Source organism: Streptomyces callyspongiae, from assembly GCF_047200695.1.
In the GTDB taxonomy this organism is placed as follows: Bacteria; Actinomycetota; Actinomycetes; order Streptomycetales; family Streptomycetaceae; genus Streptomyces.
Genome location: NZ_JBJZOM010000004.1, coordinates 286359 through 302049, shown reverse-complemented (window position 1 = coordinate 302049; position 15691 = coordinate 286359). Strand labels below are relative to the sequence as shown.

Annotated in this window: 14 protein-coding genes; 7 read left to right on the top strand and 7 right to left on the bottom strand. The window is 73.6% G+C overall.

Going from position 1 to position 15691, the window contains the following annotated elements:
• Positions 1 to 66: 66 nt before the first annotated feature.
• Genes ACL06G_RS05600 through ACL06G_RS05580 form a run of 5 tightly spaced genes read right to left on the bottom strand, consistent with a single transcriptional unit; the run spans position 67 to position 5491 of the window.
• Positions 67 to 1380, bottom strand: coding sequence for a DUF58 domain-containing protein (locus ACL06G_RS05600; protein ID WP_412787823.1), 1314 nt, complete (start codon positions 1378 to 1380; stop codon positions 67 to 69).
• Positions 1381 to 1391: 11 nt separating this feature from the next.
• Complete coding sequence (locus ACL06G_RS05595) at positions 1392 to 2357, bottom strand: AAA family ATPase (protein ID WP_412835508.1); 966 nt, start codon at positions 2355 to 2357, stop codon at positions 1392 to 1394.
• Positions 2354 to 3583 carry a DUF4350 domain-containing protein gene (locus ACL06G_RS05590; protein WP_412835507.1) on the bottom strand — a complete coding sequence of 410 codons (1230 nt, stop codon included), beginning with the start codon at positions 3581 to 3583 and terminating at the stop codon, positions 2354 to 2356. The genes ACL06G_RS05595 and ACL06G_RS05590 overlap by 4 nt, the downstream gene beginning before the upstream one ends.
• Positions 3580 to 4251 (bottom strand): DUF4129 domain-containing protein, encoded by a 672-nt coding sequence (locus tag ACL06G_RS05585; protein WP_412787820.1) that lies wholly within the window; start codon positions 4249 to 4251, stop codon positions 3580 to 3582. Before ACL06G_RS05585 ends, ACL06G_RS05590 begins: the two co-directional genes overlap by 4 nt.
• A gap of 4 nt (positions 4252 to 4255) precedes the next feature.
• A complete protein-coding gene (locus tag ACL06G_RS05580; protein WP_412787819.1) occupies positions 4256 to 5491 on the bottom strand; it encodes a DUF7847 domain-containing protein in 1236 nt (411 codons plus the stop codon).
• Between the two features lie 117 nt (positions 5492 to 5608).
• Between ACL06G_RS05580 and mtnA the strand changes: the two genes are divergently transcribed.
• The 7 genes from mtnA to ACL06G_RS05545 all read left to right on the top strand — a co-directional run bounded on the left by mtnA (position 5609) and on the right by ACL06G_RS05545 (position 13699).
• The gene (gene mtnA, locus ACL06G_RS05575; protein WP_412835506.1) at positions 5609 to 6700 is read left to right on the top strand and encodes an S-methyl-5-thioribose-1-phosphate isomerase; all 1092 of its coding nucleotides are present in this window, start codon (positions 5609 to 5611) and stop codon (positions 6698 to 6700) included.
• On the top strand, positions 6697 to 7374 hold the full coding sequence (gene mtrA, locus ACL06G_RS05570; RefSeq protein ID WP_237323091.1) for a two-component system response regulator MtrA: 678 nt from the start codon (positions 6697 to 6699) through the stop codon (positions 7372 to 7374). The genes mtnA and mtrA overlap by 4 nt, the downstream gene beginning before the upstream one ends.
• Positions 7375 to 7393: 19 nt before the next feature.
• Positions 7394 to 9199: an MtrAB system histidine kinase MtrB gene (gene mtrB, locus ACL06G_RS05565; protein ID WP_412787825.1), complete on the top strand. Its 1806-nt coding sequence runs from the start codon at positions 7394 to 7396 to the stop codon at positions 9197 to 9199.
• Positions 9196 to 11016, top strand: coding sequence for an LpqB family beta-propeller domain-containing protein (locus ACL06G_RS05560; protein WP_412787817.1), 1821 nt, complete (start codon positions 9196 to 9198; stop codon positions 11014 to 11016). The genes mtrB and ACL06G_RS05560 overlap by 4 nt, the downstream gene beginning before the upstream one ends.
• A gap of 87 nt (positions 11017 to 11103) precedes the next feature.
• Positions 11104 to 11886: a ComF family protein gene (locus ACL06G_RS05555; RefSeq protein ID WP_412787816.1), complete on the top strand. Its 783-nt coding sequence runs from the start codon at positions 11104 to 11106 to the stop codon at positions 11884 to 11886.
• A gap of 193 nt (positions 11887 to 12079) precedes the next feature.
• Positions 12080 to 12775 (top strand): ribosome hibernation-promoting factor, HPF/YfiA family, encoded by a 696-nt coding sequence (gene hpf, locus ACL06G_RS05550; protein ID WP_412787815.1) that lies wholly within the window; start codon positions 12080 to 12082, stop codon positions 12773 to 12775.
• Positions 12776 to 12946: 171 nt separating this feature from the next.
• Positions 12947 to 13699, top strand: coding sequence for a response regulator (locus tag ACL06G_RS05545; protein ID WP_412787814.1), 753 nt, complete (start codon positions 12947 to 12949; stop codon positions 13697 to 13699).
• Positions 13700 to 13720: 21 nt separating this feature from the next.
• On the opposite strand, the gene ACL06G_RS05540 is transcribed toward ACL06G_RS05545, so the two are convergent.
• The gene (locus tag ACL06G_RS05540; protein WP_412787813.1) at positions 13721 to 14902 is read right to left on the bottom strand and encodes a winged helix-turn-helix domain-containing protein; all 1182 of its coding nucleotides are present in this window, start codon (positions 14900 to 14902) and stop codon (positions 13721 to 13723) included.
• A gap of 55 nt (positions 14903 to 14957) precedes the next feature.
• On the bottom strand, positions 14958 to 15542 hold the full coding sequence (locus tag ACL06G_RS05535) for a GNAT family N-acetyltransferase (protein ID WP_412787812.1): 585 nt from the start codon (positions 15540 to 15542) through the stop codon (positions 14958 to 14960).
• Positions 15543 to 15691 lie beyond the last annotated feature (149 nt).

The window sequence follows — 15691 nt, the reverse complement described above, 5'->3', positions numbered from 1 at the left end:
GCCCCGGGCCCGCACTCCCGGACCCCGGACCTCCCGGGGCAGCATTCCGGCCGGCCGGGCTGCTGCTCACAACCGTCCCGCCCTCTTCAGCGACAGGTAGGCGTCGGTGAGCTGCGGTGCGAGATCTTCCGGCGTGGCGTCCACGACCATGACGCCCTGGCGCCGTAGTCGCGCCGCGGTGGCGTGACGCTCCTCCTGGGTGCGGGCTGCCGCCGCCGCTGCGTACACCGCGTCGACCGAACCCCGCGAACGCGCCATGTCCTCGATGCGGGGATCGGCAACCGAGGCCACCAGCACCGTGTGGCGCCGGCAGAGTTGCGGCAGCACCGGCAGCAACCCCTCCTCGACGGGTGAGGCATCGAGACCCGTCAGCAGCACGACCAGTGACCGGCGCCGCGCGAGGCGCTGGGCGGCGGCGACCATCCCCCGGGCGTCCGACTCCGTCAGTTCCGCCTCCAGGCCCGCCATGGCCTCGACGAAGGACGGCAACACGTCCCGCGCGGTGCGGCCGCGCACGGTCGTGCGGATGCGACGGTCGTACGCCAGCAGGTCCGTGCGGTCACCGGCACGCGAGGCCACCGCTGTCAGGAGCAGCGCGGCGTCCATCGAGGTGTCGAGCCGCGGCGCGTCGCCGACGCGTCCTGCCGCCGTGCGCCCGGTGTCGAGAACCACCAGCACGTGCCGGTCGCGTTCCGGTCGCCAGGTGCGGACGGCCACGTTCGCCTGCCGCGCCGTCGCCCGCCAGTCGATGGACCGGGTGTCGTCCCCGGGAACGTACTCGCGGAGGCTGTCGAACTCCGTTCCCTCCCCGCGGGTCAGCACGGTGGTCCGACCGTCGAGTTCGCGCAGCCGCGCCAGCTTCGCCGGGAGGTGTTTCCGGCTGTCGAAGCGCGGAAGGACGCGCACCGTCCACGGCACGCGGTGGCTTCCCTGACGTGCGGCCAGCCCCAGCGGCCCCAGCGAGCGAACGGTGATCCGGTCCGCGTGCTGATCGCCGCGCCGTGTGGCCGGGAACGCGGTGACCAGCCGGGCCCGCTCGCCGGCGGGCACGTCCAGCACGTGCCGCACCGCCACTCGGCGCCCGTTCTCCAGCGGCGTGCAGCTCGGCGGCCACGCATCCCGCAGCACACCGCGCAGCGGCCGCCGTGACGGGTTCGTCACGACCAGCCGCACCGAAGCCCGTTCGCCGAGCCGCACCGAGGTGTCCCCGCTCCGTGCGAAGCGGAGTGTGCGGACGGGAGCGGCACGCAGCAGGTCGACGGCGACAGCGAGCAGCAGTGGCAGCTCCACGGCCAGCAGCCCGGCCCAGCCCGGCAGCAGCAGGCCGACGAGAAGCGCGCCCAGGGCCGCCACCAGGGCGGTGCGTCCGGTGAGGGCCATCTTCGCTCTCCTCAGCGCGGGACGGTGACGTGGGCCAGCACCGACCGGATCACGCTGTCCGGCGTCACCCCTTCCATCTCCGCCTCGGGCCGCAGCCGGACACGGTGCCGGAGGGCGGGAAGGGCGAGAGCCTTCACGTCGTCCGGAATCACGTAGTCCCGGCCCGTGAGCCATGCCCACGCTCGTGCCGTGGCGAGCAGCGCCGTCGCGCCCCGGGGCGAAACGCCCAGTGCCAGGGACGGGGACTCCCGGGTCGCCCGGCAGAGGTCGACGACGTAGCCGGTGACCTCGCGGGAGACGGAGGTCGCGGCCACCGCGCGCCGGGCGTCCTGCAGGACCTCCGGGCCGGCGACGGGACGCAGCCCGGCGGCGTCGAGGTCGCGGGGGTCGAAGCCCCCGGCGTGCCGCTCCAGAACGCCGACCTCGTCGTCCCTGCCGGGCAGCGGGATGTTCAGCTTGAGCAGGAAGCGGTCGAGCTGCGCCTCCGGCAGGGGGTAGGTGCCCTCGTACTCGACGGGGTTCTGCGTCGCGGCGACCAGGAACGGGTCGGGTAGCGGGCGTGCCGTGCCGTCGACGGTGACCTGGCGTTCCTCCATGGCCTCGAGGAGAGACGCCTGCGTCTTCGGCGGTGTCCGGTTGATCTCGTCGGCCAGCAGCAGGTGCGTGAAGACGGGCCCCGGCTGGAAGGAGAACTCCGCCGTCCGGGCGTCGTACACCAGGGAGCCGGTGACGTCGCTCGGCATCAGATCGGGCGTGAACTGTACACGCTTGGAGCCGAGTTCGAGGGCGGCCGCGAGGGACCTGACGAGCAGGGTCTTGGCGACGCCGGGCACTCCTTCGAGGAGCACGTGGCCCCGGCACAGCAGGGCGATGACGAGACCGGTGACGGCGGCGTCCTGCCCCACGACGGCCTTGGAGATCTCGGTGCGCAGGGATTCCAGGGCGTTGCGGGCGGTGTTGGCGGAAGCGGAACTCACGAACTGCCGTCCTTGTCTGTCGTCGTCTCATGCGGCGTGGGGCGGGGTGCTGCGGGAGCGGCCCGGGTGAGGCGGCTTTCCAGGGCGTCCAGATCGGCGGCGAGGCGGACGAGGGCCGAGTCGTCCGCGGGTGGCGGGCCGAACAGCAGGGCCCGCGGATCCTGTTCGCCGTCGGTGCGGTCGGTGAGCGCGGGCAGCAGTGCCTCGGCGGTGTCGGAGCGGCCCGCGTCCACACCGACGCGCGGAGCGAGTCGGCGCCGCGTCGCGGCCCGCAGTGCCGCGGCCGCGCGGTCGCGTGCTCCGGCCTGCCGGTAGAGGCGGGCCCGGCCCTCGGTGGTCTCGGCGGCGCGGACCGTGACGGGGAGGTCCTCGGCGACGAGCGGGCCCAGTCGCCGGGCGCGCCAGGCCACGGCGAGCCCGGCGGCGACGGCGAGTTGCAGCAGGGCCCAGAACCAGCCGTCCGGGACGAGGTCGAAGAATTCGCGGGGGCGGTCCTCGGCCGCCGAGGAGTCGGCCACGGAGGGCAGGTACCAGGCGATGTCGGGGCGGGAGCCGAGGAGTTGCAGGACCAGTGCCGCGTTGCCCCGTTGGTCGAGGCGGTCGTTGCGGAGCGGGTGCGGGGTTCCGAGGAGGACGGTGTCGCCCGGTCCCGAAGCGGCCGGAGCGACCACCAGGGTGGGCAGGCCGGACCGGGGGTAGCAGCCGCGTGCCGCGTCGCCCGGGCGGTACCGGAATCCTCCGAGGTCGGCGTCCCCGGCACGTTCGGCGGCGGGCAGCGTGCATCGGGGCGGTGTCGCGCGTGCCCCCGCGGTCTCCTCCGCCGCGGAGACCCCGGGGGCGACGCGGGAGGCCGCGCCCGGCCCGGCGCCGACGACCACGACACGGCTGCCGGCCTCCGCCGCGGACCGCAGCGCCTCGAGCTGCCCGGAACCGAGAAGCTCGGGCCGCGTGACGACGAGGGTCGTGCCGGGGCCGGCCCGGTCGGCGGCCGCGGTGCTGCTGCCGACCACGGTGGTGGTCACGCCCCGTTCGTCGAGGAGTTCCGCGACGGCCCGGCTCCCGTGCGTGTCGGGGGAGCGGGGGTCGAGCGCCCCGTGGTGCTCTCCGGAGCGCAGCGCGGCCAGCACCACGCCCGTGACCGCCAGCAGCGCAGCGGCGATCAGGAGGCCGCGCAGCCGGGACCAGACGTGCCGCGCGGTGGGGGACACGGATGTGGTGGCGGTCATCGACCGCCCTCCGGGCCGGCCGAACGGGGCACGGTGCGGCGCACCGCTTCGTCGAGCGACCGCAGCCGGGCGTAGGCCGCTTCGTCGGCGGTGCGGTCGGCGTAGGTGACCTCGTCGAAACTGGTCGCCGCGCTGCGCAGCGCGGCGGCGTGGGCGGGCAGCGCCGCTCCCGCTTCGTCGGCGGCCTCGTCGGCGGTGCGGCCGGGGCGGGGTTCGAGGAGTGCCCGTTCCTCCAGGGAGCGGACCAGGCCGCGGACGGTTTCCTGCACGGCCTCGTTCCAGCGTTGGGCCGCCGCGTGGTCCGCCGCGGCGGCACGGTGCTCGGCTGCGCTGCGGACGTGCGAGTCGAACAGGGCGGGCGCGGCCGGGCCGGACTGCCTGCCGGGTCGGCCCAGGCGCGCCCACAGGGCGGTCGCGAGCAGGACCAGAGCGACGCCCACCACGACGAGTCCCACGACTCCTCCGGGAGTCGCGTCGGCGGCGGAGCCGAGGAGGTCGCCCAGTTTCCCGAAGAACCAGTCGACGGCCCGCCGGAAGAGGCCCGGTTCGTTCTGCCGGTAGATCGGGTCGGACAGTTCCCGCTCCGCGGCGTGCCGGGCCGGATCGCGCAGGATCGTCACCGGTACGTCGTCGCCGCGCACCGCTGCCGCGGTCGCGCCTGCCGCCATCCGTTCAGCTCCCGGCCGGGGTGGGCGGCGGTGCGCTGTCGTGGTCGATGCCGGCGGCGCGGGCGATCTCCAGGTCGAGGGCCTCGCGGCGGATGCGCTGGTCGACGTAGAGGAGTGCGGTGATCCCCGCGTTGAGCGGAAGCGTCACGGTCATGGCGAGGACCGCGCCGACCCCGAGGGCGATCAGGTACGGCCAGGACACCTCCAGCGAGCCGTTGAACAGGTCGCCGAGATCGTTCCCCTGGGCCGCGATGCCGATCAGCGAGAACGGCATCTGCACGAGGGAGCCCACCGCCTGCACGAGCAGCAGGGCCAGGACCTGGATGCCGAAGATGCGCCACCAGGTGCCCCGCACCAGTTTCGCGGAGCGGCGCAGCGCGGTGACCACGCCCTGCTTCTCCAGCATCAGGGCGGGCGGGGCCAGGCAGAACAGCACCCACAGCCAGATGCCGAGCACCACCCCGCCGAGGCCGCCGAGCACGGCGAGCAGGCTGCCTTCGGCGGCGGAGCCCGCGGCCGCGACGAGAAGGCCCGGCAGCGTGCCGACGGCGACGGAGAAGAGCACGACGAGCAGCATGAGGAGCGTCAGCCCGAGCATGCCCAGCAGCCGGGGCCGGGCCTCGCGCCAGGTGTCCGGGAGCGACACCGGGCGCCCCAGCACCGCCCTGCTGACGACGACGGTGAGCATGGCGGTGGCGACCACGGTGCCGACGAGGGTGACGAGCATGGCCGCTCCGGCGCTGCCCATGGTGGCCGTCATCACGTCGAGCAGCGCGCCGGTGTCGGGCTGCGGGTCGTTCTGCATCGCGGTCAGGTCGTCGAACGCACGGAGCGAGACGCCGTCGGCCAGTGTGCGGACGGGCTGCACCAGCACCGCGACGCCGAGGGCCACGCCCAGGGCGGTGCGCCAGTGGGTGCGCGCGGTGGACACGGCGCCGTCGAAGATCTCGCCGATGCCGAGCGGGCGGAGCGGTATCACTCCGGGCTTCGCAGCCGCGGGCCTGCTCCAGCCCTTCGCCGCGCCCCAGCCCGTCGGCTGCCCGGGGCCGGGCGGCCCGGGCGGCGGAGGGGCGCTTGTCCCCCAGTCCTGTCCCGCGGCGGGCGGCGGCTGCCGGTCCGCCCACCTGTCGTGGTGTTCCGGAGCCCCCCCGGCCGGGTCGGCGGACGGGTTCCCGTCGCGATCACCTTCCGGATCGGACGGGGCGGACCCGGGCGAGGCCCAACCCGGAGAGTCGTTCATCTCAGCCACTCCTTCGCCTGTCGGCTGCCATCGTGCCACGTTCCGTGACACCGGAGGCAGGGGATCGAGCGGAGCGCTCGGCTTCTGGAAGTCGGTGGGGCGTTGCAGACTGTGCGGATGACGGACGTGCGAATGCTGCCGGTCCTGCGCTGGGCCGATCCTCCCGAGGGCCCCGCCGTGGTGCTGCTGGACCAGACCCGCCTGCCCGCCGAGGAGGTGGAGCGGGTGTGTGCCGACGTGCCGGCGCTCGTCGAGGCGGTGCGGTCGCTCGTGGTGCGCGGTGCGCCGCTGCTCGGGATCGCGGGGGCCTACGGTGTGGCGCTGGCGGCGGCGGGCGGTGACGACGTGACGGGTGCCGCCCGTGCGCTCGCCGAGGCCCGGCCCACGGCCGTCAACCTGGCCCGGGGGGTCCGGCGGGCGGAGGAGGCCCATCGGCGTGCACGGGCGGAGGGCGCCGACGAGCAGGAGGCCGCGTGGGCGGCGCTGGCGGAGGCGCGGGCGCTCCACCGGGAGGACGCCGAGGCGAGCGCCCGCATGGCGGAGTGCGGGCAGGAGACGTTGCGGACCCTGCTGCCCGGGCGGCGGGCGCTGCGGCTGCTGACGCACTGCAACACGGGGGTCCTGGTGTCCGGCGGAGGCGGGACGGCGTTCGGCGTGGCCCGACGCGTCCACCGCGACGGCGGGCTGGAGCGTCTCTGGGTGGACGAGACGCGGCCGCTGCTCCAGGGCGCCCGTCTCACGGCGTACGAGGCGGAGCGGGACGGAATGCCGTACCGGGTGCTCGTCGACGGTGCCGCGGGATCGCTGTTCGCGGCGGGCGCCGTCGACGCGGTGCTGATCGGCGCGGACCGCATCGCCGCCGACGGCTCGGTCGCGAACAAGGTGGGGAGCTTCCCGCTGGCCGTGCTCGCGCGGCACCACGGGGTGCCGTTCGTCGTCGTGGCTCCGGTGAGCACCATCGACCCCGCGACGCCCGACGGCTCGGCCATCGAGATCGAGCAGCGCCCCGGGCACGAGGTGACGCGCGACGCACCGGTCGGGGCGGAGGCCTACAACCCCGCGTTCGACGTGACGCCCGCCCAGCTGGTCACTGCGCTCGTCACGGAACGTGGCGCCGCGCATCCGGTCGGTGCGGATACGGTTGCCGACCTGTGCTCCACGCCACCGACCGGAACGTCACGAGTGCGTGATGGGATGATGAACTCATGAAGGGACGCGTCCTCGTCGTCGACGACGACACCGCACTGGCAGAGATGCTCGGCATCGTGCTCCGCGGCGAAGGCTTTGAACCGTCGTTCGTGTCGGACGGCGACAAGGCGCTCGCCGCCTTCCGCGAGACCAAACCTGACCTGGTGCTGCTCGACCTGATGCTCCCCGGACGGGACGGCATCGAGGTGTGCCGCCTGATCCGCGCCGAGTCGGGGGTACCGGTGGTCATGCTGACCGCCAAGAGCGACACCGTCGACGTGGTCGTCGGTCTGGAGTCCGGTGCCGACGACTACATCGTGAAACCGTTCAAGCCCAAGGAGCTGGTGGCCCGGATACGCGCCAGGCTGCGGCGGTCCGAGGAGCCGGCGCCGGAGCAGCTGGCCATCGGCGACCTGGTCATCGACGTGGCGGGCCACTCCGTGAAGCGCGACGGGCAGTCGATCGCCCTCACTCCGCTGGAGTTCGACCTGCTGGTGGCGCTCGCACGCAAGCCCTGGCAGGTCTTCACGCGCGAGGTGCTTTTGGAACAGGTCTGGGGCTACCGGCACGCCGCCGACACGCGTCTGGTGAACGTTCACGTGCAGCGGCTGCGGTCCAAGGTCGAGAAGGACCCCGAACGGCCCGAGATCGTCGTCACCGTGCGCGGCGTCGGGTACAAGGCGGGACCGGGCTGACGCCCCGCCGGTGACCGGGATGCGCGTGAAGAAGTGGAGAGGGCGGCTGCGCCGCGCGCGCAGCGCACTCCTCTCCGAGGGGCTGCTGCCCGAGGGTGCCGCCGGCACGCGGTCGCATCCGGTGTTCCGCATGGCGGTGCGCTGGGCGAGGCGGCCACTGCTGCCCGCCATGCGGCTCTGGCGGCGGAACCTCCAGTTGCGCGTCGTCGCCGCGACGCTGCTGATGTCGCTGTGCGTCGTCCTCCTGCTGGGCATCGTCGTCACCGGCCAGGTGCGCAACGGCCTGCTGGAGGCCAAGGAGCGGTCGGCGCAGAGCCAGGCCGCCGGCGGGTTCGCCTTCGCGCAGCGGGCGGCCGACAACGCGGGCAGCCGCGGTTTCGCCGAGGGGGACCTGGACGCCCCGGCCGGCGGCAGCGTGCAGTCCGCCGGCACCTGGCTGAACAACCTCGTCGAACAGCTTGCGAGCGGCGGTCAGGGCGTCTACTCGGTCGTGGTCCTCAGCTCCGACACCGACAACCTGCCGTTCCTCGGGGAGGACGGGACGCGGCTGCGCGGCACACGCGCCTCGGGCGACGTACTGCCGGAGGGCACCGTCCCGAAGGACCTGCGGCGCACCCTCGACCGGCGCGACGGCACCCACCAGCGGTACGCCACGCTGCACCGGCCGGGAGGCGGCACCGAACCCGCGCTGATCATCGGCAAGCGCGTGAGTGACGCCAACGGCAACCCGTACCAGCTCTACTACGTCTTCCCCTTCAGCCAGGAGGAGGACACGCTCAGTCTGGTCAAGGGCACACTGATCACCGCGGGCGTCTTCGTGGTGGTGCTGCTCGGCGCGATCGCCTGGCTGGTGGTCCGGCAGGTCGTCACTCCCGTGCGGATGGCCGCCGGAATCGCCGAACGGCTCGCCGCCGGGCGGCTGCAGGAACGGATGAAGGTCTCGGGCGAGGACGACATCGCACGCCTGGGCGAGTCCTTCAACAAGATGGCGCAGAACCTCCACCTGAAGATCCATCAGCTGGAGGAGCTGTCGCGCATGCAGCGCCGGTTCGTCTCCGACGTATCCCACGAACTGCGCACCCCTCTGACGACCGTGCGGATGGCCGCGGACGTGATCCACGCGGCCAGGGAGGACTTCGACCCGGTCACGGCACGGTCCGCCGAACTGCTCATCGGCCAGCTCGACCGCTTCGAGTCGCTGCTCGGCGAACTGCTGGAGATCTCCCGCTTCGACGCGGGCGCGGCCGCCCTGGAGGCCGGGCCGACCGACCTCCGCGACGTCGTGCGGCGCGTGGTGGAAGGGTGCGCGCCGCTCGCCGACCGGACCGGCACCGTCGTCCGGATCGTCGGGGACGAGCAGCCCGTCACGGTCGAGGCGGACGGGCGTCGTGTGGAGCGGGTGCTGCGCAACCTGATCGACAACGCGATCGAGCACGGTGAGGGCAGGGACGTGGTGGTCCGGCTCGCGAGCTCCGGGAACGCGGCGGCCGTCGCGGTCCGGGACTACGGCATCGGTCTGAAGGCCGGCGAGGTCAATCGAGTGTTCAACCGGTTCTGGCGCGCCGACCCCGCGCGGGCACGCACCACGGGCGGCACCGGTCTCGGACTGGCCATCGCCCTGGAGGACGCGCGCCTCCACGGCGGCTGGCTGCAGGCCTGGGGCGAGCCCGGCGGCGGCTCGCAGTTCCGACTCACCCTGCCGCGTGCCGCCGGCGACACGCTGCGCGGCTCCCCCATACCGCTGGAGCCCGCCGATTCGCGGCGTCGCAGCGAAGCCGGCCGGCCGGCACCGGCCTCCCGCCGGCAGGGCGGAGGAGACACGTGACGAGAACCGACCGCATCCGCCGCACCCTCGCGGTGCTGCTGCCCCTGGCGTTCCTGGCATCCGGGTGCGCCTCCATGCCGTCGGAGGGCGAGGTCACCAAGGTCCGGTCCTCCCAGCGGGCGGAGCACGAGTCGCGGGTGCGTGTCTACGGGGTGAGCCCGCAGAAGGGCGAGGATCCGCAGGACATCGTGCGCGGGTTCCTCGAGGCGACGACCAGCGACGAGCCGGACTTCGCGACCGCCGAGGAGTACCTCACCGAGGAGGCGGCCGAGGAGTGGGACCCGTTCGCCGGCACCACGGTGGTCGAGGGCGGACCCACCACCGGACCGGCACGGGCCGACGGGGACGACTACAGCGTCCAGGTCTCGGGAGAGCGGACCGCCCGGCTCGACAGCCGGCACGCCTACGCGTCGGAACGCAGCCCCTTCACCGACCGGTTCCACCTGCGCGAGGTGAAGGGCGAGGGGTGGCGCATCGACCGGCTGTCGGACGGGCTGGTCCTCGGCGAGTCCGACTTCGAGCGGATCTACCGGTCGGTCGACATCTTCTTCTTCGCCCGCCTCGGCCCCGACGCACGCGCGGTGTCCCGCGGCCGGGACGTGCTGGTCGCCCACCCGGTGTACGTGCGGTCGCGCATCGCGCCCATCGCCGAGACGGTCAGGGCGCTGCTGCAGGGGCCCACCGACTGGCTGGACCCGGTGGTCAGCACCGCCTTCCCGGAGGGCATCCGACTCGCCCACGGCGGCAGCGTCGGCTTCAGCGACTCCGGCAAGGTACGGGTGCGCCTGAACCGTGCCGTGACCGGGGTCGGCGAGGAACGCTGCGAACGCATGGCCGCGCAGGTCTTCCACAGCGTGCAGTCGCAGGCGTCCGCGGCTCTCACGAACGTCGAACTGCAGGGCCCCCGCGGGCGGCAGGCCTGTTCCCTGGGCGGGGACGAGGCCAAGCTGTACGCACCGGGCCGGCTGGGCTCGGGCGTCACCCAGCCCTACCTGATCGACCAGGACGGCAGGGTCGCCTCCATCGAGGCGGGCACCCGCGTGCCGAATCCGGTGGCGGGGCCGCTGGGCTCCGGCGTGACCAAATTCCGCTCGGTGGGTGTCAGCCTCAACCAGCGCCAGGCGGCGGCGGTCTCCTTCGACGGAACGGGCCTCTACGTCGCCCCGGTCGTGCGGGGCGACCGCCTCCCGGTCCCGGTACTCACCAGCGGAGCCGTCCGTGAACGGGACCGGCTCAGCGCCCCCAGCTGGGACGGGCTCGGTGACCTGTGGGTGGCCGACCGCGACCCGCGGGAGCCCCGCCTGCTGCGGCTGCGCGGCGGACGGGGCGAACCGGAGGAGGTCTCCGTTCCCGGCCTCGGCCGGAAGGAGCGCATCGAATCGCTGCGGATCGCCACGGACGGCGTGCGTATCGCGCTGCGTGTGAAGAACCCGGACGGCAGCAGTTCGCTCAAGCTCGGACGCGTGGAACGCCACGGCACCTTCGAGCACCCGTCGACCAGCGTCGCCGCGCTGCAGCCGGTGGCGCCGCAGTTGGAGGACGTGGTCGCGATGTCCTGGGCGGGGCACAGCGAGCTCGTCGTGGTCGGCAAGGAGTCCCGCGGCGTGCAACAGCTCCAGTACGTCGGCACCGACGGCTCCACCGCGCACCAGCCGCCGCTGCCCGGCATCAACGACGTCCGGAGTGTCGCCGCCTCCGAGCTCGAGGGGAAGCCGCTGCTGGCACGCTCCCGGTTCGGCCTCGTCCGGCTTCCCGCGAACGAGACCGACTGGGAGACCGTCGCCGAGGACGCCCACGCGCCGGTCTACCCCGGATGACGGACGGCCCCACCCGTCCTGTGGACAGCCGGGACGGGCTGTCCACAGGACTGGTGGCGCCGGGGCACCGCTGGGAGACTGGACTGCATGCGGGCTCTGTGGCAGGAGTTGACGGACCTGGTGATGCCGGGTTGCTGCGCCGGGTGCGGCGCCGCGGCGGCCCGCCGACGGGTGTGCGGGCCCTGCCGCGACTTCCTCGCCCGCGCCGTGGCCCGCCGGGTCCGCCCCGCCGCGGCCCCCGCCGGGCTGCCCTCCGTCCACGCCTGCCTCGGCTACGCCGACGAGGTCCGGGCACTGCTGCTGGCGCACAAGGAGCGGGGAGCTCTGCCGCTGGCGCAGCCGCTGGGCGTCGTTCTGGCGCGGGCGGTACGGGCAGCTGCCGCGCTCCCTGTGAGGAGCGGGCCCGCGGTGCCCTGGGTGCTGGTGCCGGTCCCGTCGGCGCGGCGTGCGGTCGCCGCACGCGGCCACGACCCGGTGCGGCGGATGGCGCTCGGCGCCGCAGCGGCGCTGCGCCGCTCCGGGACCCCAGCCCGTGTACTTCCCGCGCTCCGCCGGGCCCGCCCCGTCGCAGACCAGGCCGGACTGTCGGCCCCGGAGCGTGCGGCGAACCTGCACGGCGCGCTGGAGGCCGTACCGGCGTGCGGCGCGTCGCTCGCTCCGGAAAGCGCCGCCCCGCCGCCGGTGGTGCTGGTGGACGACCTGATCACCACGGGCGCCTCGTTGGCGGAGGCGGCCCGGGCGCTGCGGGAGTGCGGCGGTGCGGAGCCGTCCGCCGCCGTCGTCGCCGCCCGTTGCCGGAACGGCGCGGGAGCGCGGCCCGTTCTCCCCCGTACCGGGGGAGTTCACCCGATGGGAGGTACGTGTCAGTAGGGGGTGCCGAGGTTCCTCCACCGGAGGTACGTTCGGAGAGGGGTGACGATCTTCCCATCGGGGGAGGAGGAGGTGAAGTCGAAACCCGACCTCGTGCCGGAGCGTGACCGGCAGGGCCGTGAGCCTCCGGCGTCAGAGCACAACGGACGCGTCTTCGCCTTCCGGGGCGGAGTGTCCGGGAACGGAGTTCTGCGTGGACATCGTCGTCAAGGGCCGGAAGACAGAGGTGCCGGACCGGTTCCGCAAGCACGTGGCCGAGAAGCTGGAGAAGGTGCAGAAGCTCGACGGCAAGGTGATCAACCTGGACGTCGAGGTCTCCAAGGAGCACAACCCCCGGCAGGCCAGCCGTTCCGACAGGGTGGAGATCACCCTCCGCACCCGCGGCCCGGTCATTCGCGCCGAGGCTTCGGCCTCGGATCCCTACGCGGCGCTCGACCTGGCCTCCGGCAAGCTGGAAGCCCGGTTGCGCAAGCAGCACGACAAGCGCCGGGTGCACCGGGGCGGTCACCGCGCTCCCATGAGCGTGGCCGCCGCCACCGCACACCTGGCAGCGGAACTCAACGGAGAAATGGACGCGGCGGCGTCCTCCCGCACCCCGCAGGACGACGGCGCCCCGGCGACCACCCGGGTGGGGCCGCTCGAGGTGCAGGGGGAAGGCCCCCTGGTGGTGCGCGAGAAGACCCACGCCGCAGCGCCCATGACCCTCGACCAGGCGCTCTACGAGATGGAACTCGTGGGGCACGACTTCTACCTCTTCGTCGACTCCGAGACCAAGCAGCCCAGCGTCGTCTACCGGCGGCGCGGCTACGACTACGGAGTGATCCACCTGGAGCCGGATCCCTTCGTCGAGGAGCCGCCGCACGGGGCGGGCGGCGCCCTCGGGGTCTGACCGACCTGTCACGCCCTCGGGGCCGGGCCGCGACGCGGCCCGGCCCCGAGGGCGTGACGCATGGCGCAATGCGGGGCGGACGCGGAGCGCGCGGCATGGGAAGATGTCCAGCGTCAACCGGCGTGTTCGAGCCTCGCGTTGGGACGGCCGAGCCTGTTGGGGGAGGAATCGATGGCGGACAGCTTCGGGCACGTGACGCCCGTGTCCGGCGCTCGGGCACCGGGCCGGGACACCGTCCCGCCCGTGGCGGAGGCGTCCGGCCAGGAGCCGATCCGGGTCCTCGTCGTGGACGACCACGCGCTGTTCCGGCGCGGATTGGAGATCGTCCTCGCGCAGGAGGAGGACATCGACGTCGTCGGTGAGGCGGGCGACGGGGCGGAAGCGGTGGAGGTGGCCGCCGACCTCCTGCCCGACATCGTGCTGATGGACGTACGGATGCCCAAACGCAGCGGTATCGAGGCGTGCACGGCGCTGAAGGAGGTCGCTCCCAGCGCGAAGATCATCATGCTGACGATCAGCGACGAGGAGGCCGACCTCTACGACGCGATCAAGGCGGGCGCCACCGGCTATCTGCTGAAGGAGATCTCGACCGACGAGGTGTCCACCGCGATCAGGGCGGTCGCGGGCGGGCAGTCGCAGATCAGCCCCTCGATGGCGGCGAAGCTCCTCAGCGAGTTCAAGTCGATGATCCAGCGCACCGACGAGAGCAAGCTGGTCCCGGCCCCCAGGCTGACGGACCGCGAGCTGGAGGTGCTCAAGCTCGTCGCGACGGGCAAGAACAACCGCGACATCGCCAAGGACCTCTTCATCAGCGAGAACACGGTGAAGAACCACGTGCGGAACATCCTGGAGAAGCTCCAGTTGCACTCCCGCATGGAGGCCGTGGTCTACGCGATGCGGGAGAAGATCCTCGAAGTCGGCTGACCGCCGCCCGCGGGCCGGGCCTCAGGCCGGCTCCCGCACCGCCGCTTCCAGCGGTTCCCGCAGGTCGGCCGGGGCACACCGCTCGACGCGCACGGCGTCGCAGCCCACCCACCGGGCCGCCTCCCACAACGCCCGCGCCATCGGCCGCACCGCAGCGGCACGCCGCAGCGAGACCTGACGGGCCACCAGCGTCGTCCCCTCGCGCGCCGGGTCGACACGGCCCTCCAGCCGCCCGCCCGCCAGCAGCGGCATGGCGAAGTAGCCGTGCACCCGCTTCTCCCGGGGCACGTAGGCCTCCAGCCGGTGCGTGAAGTCGAACATCCGCAGCGTGCGGGGCCGGTCCCAGATCAGCGAGTCGAACGGGGAGAGCAGCGTCGTCCGATGGCGGCCGCGAGCGGGCGACTCCAGCGCCTCGGGCGCCGCCCAGGCCGACCCGCGCCAGCCCTCGACATTCACCGGCACCAGGCCCGTCTCCGGCAGCACGGACGCCACCTGGTCGTTCTTCAACCGGTGGTAGTCGGCGAGGTCGGCGAGGGTGGCGACGCCCATGGCGCTGCCCGCCTGCGCGACCAGGCGGCGCATGCACGCGTGGTCGTCGAGGTCGTCGTGCAGCAGCACATCCGGCACGGCCCGCTCGGAGAGGTCGTAGACACGCTTCCAGCCCCGCCGCTCGGTGCAGACCACCTCGCCGGTGTCGAGCATCCACTCCACGGCGATCTTCGTCTCGGACCAGTCGAACCACTCGCCGCCGCGGCGGCCGCCCCCGAGCTCGGTGGTGGTCAGGGGGCCGTCCCGCTTCAGGCGGTCGCGCACCACCGCGCAGGCTGCGTCGCGGTCCTCCAGCAGGTGCCAGCGGTGCCCCTTGGCACGCCGCGCACGCCTGCGGAAGGCGAAGTACGGCCATTCCTCGATCGGCAGGATGCAGGCGGCGTGCGACCAGTACTCGAAGGACTGCCCGTTCCTCCAGTACGCGTCCTCCACGCGCTCCCTGCCCACCGCGCCCAGCCGCGCGTAGGGCACCAGCTCGTGGGAGCGGGCCAGTACCGAGATCGTGTCGAGCTGCACCGCGCCGAGGCGGCCGAGGACGCCGCGGACTCCGCCGCGACGGTCGGGTGCACCCAGCAGTCCCTGGGCGCGGAGCGCCAGCCGGCGTGCCTCGTCGGCGGACAGCGAGAACTCGGGAGCGGGGAGCGGGGCAGTCATGCGCCACACCCTAGGACCCGGCACGGACAGTCGTCCCCCGAACGCCGCTTCCCGCTCAGCGGGCGGGCAGGTAGGGCGTGTGCAGGCTGCGGTCCCAGTCGGTCGGCAGCAGAGCGCCGTGCCAGGCGTCCCGCCGCACCCCCCGGTGCACGATCTTCGCCCGCTGCAGGCCCTCCATCACGAAGCCCAGCTTCTCGGCCACCGCGCGGGAGGCTGTGTTCCCCGCGGTCGCGACCCATTCCAGGCGCTCCACCCCGAGATCCTCGAACGCCCAGCGGATCACCGCGCGGGCCGCCTCCTCGGTGTATCCCTTGCGGCGCTGCGGCTTCGCGGTCCAGAAGCCGATCTCCGCCTGGTGCGTCGGCGCCCGCAGCTCCGCCAGCCGCACCAGCCCCATGGATCCCACCAGCGAGCGGGTGTCACGCGTGAAGACACCGAAGTTGTACATGGTGTCCTCGCGCCAGCCGCCCGGGCTGATCCGCTCGACGAACTCGAGGGCGTCCTCGCGTCCGTAGGGCACGGGGATCGGTATCCAGCGAGCGATCTCGGGATCCTGGCAGGCAGCGGCCACGTCGTCGACGTCGGCGGACCTGAAGGGACGGAGCTCCAGGCGCTCCGTGGCGAGTCTGACGGTCTCCATCGCGTCATCATGGCAGTCGCCCGGAGGGTTGCGGCGGGGCACCTTCGAGCCGTACGGCACGTTGGGGGTACAGGGGCCTGCGCCCCTGTCCTACGATGGCCGGTGCGGTGGGGGACCACCTCGCCGTGCCCGCGCACCAGACCGTGCCA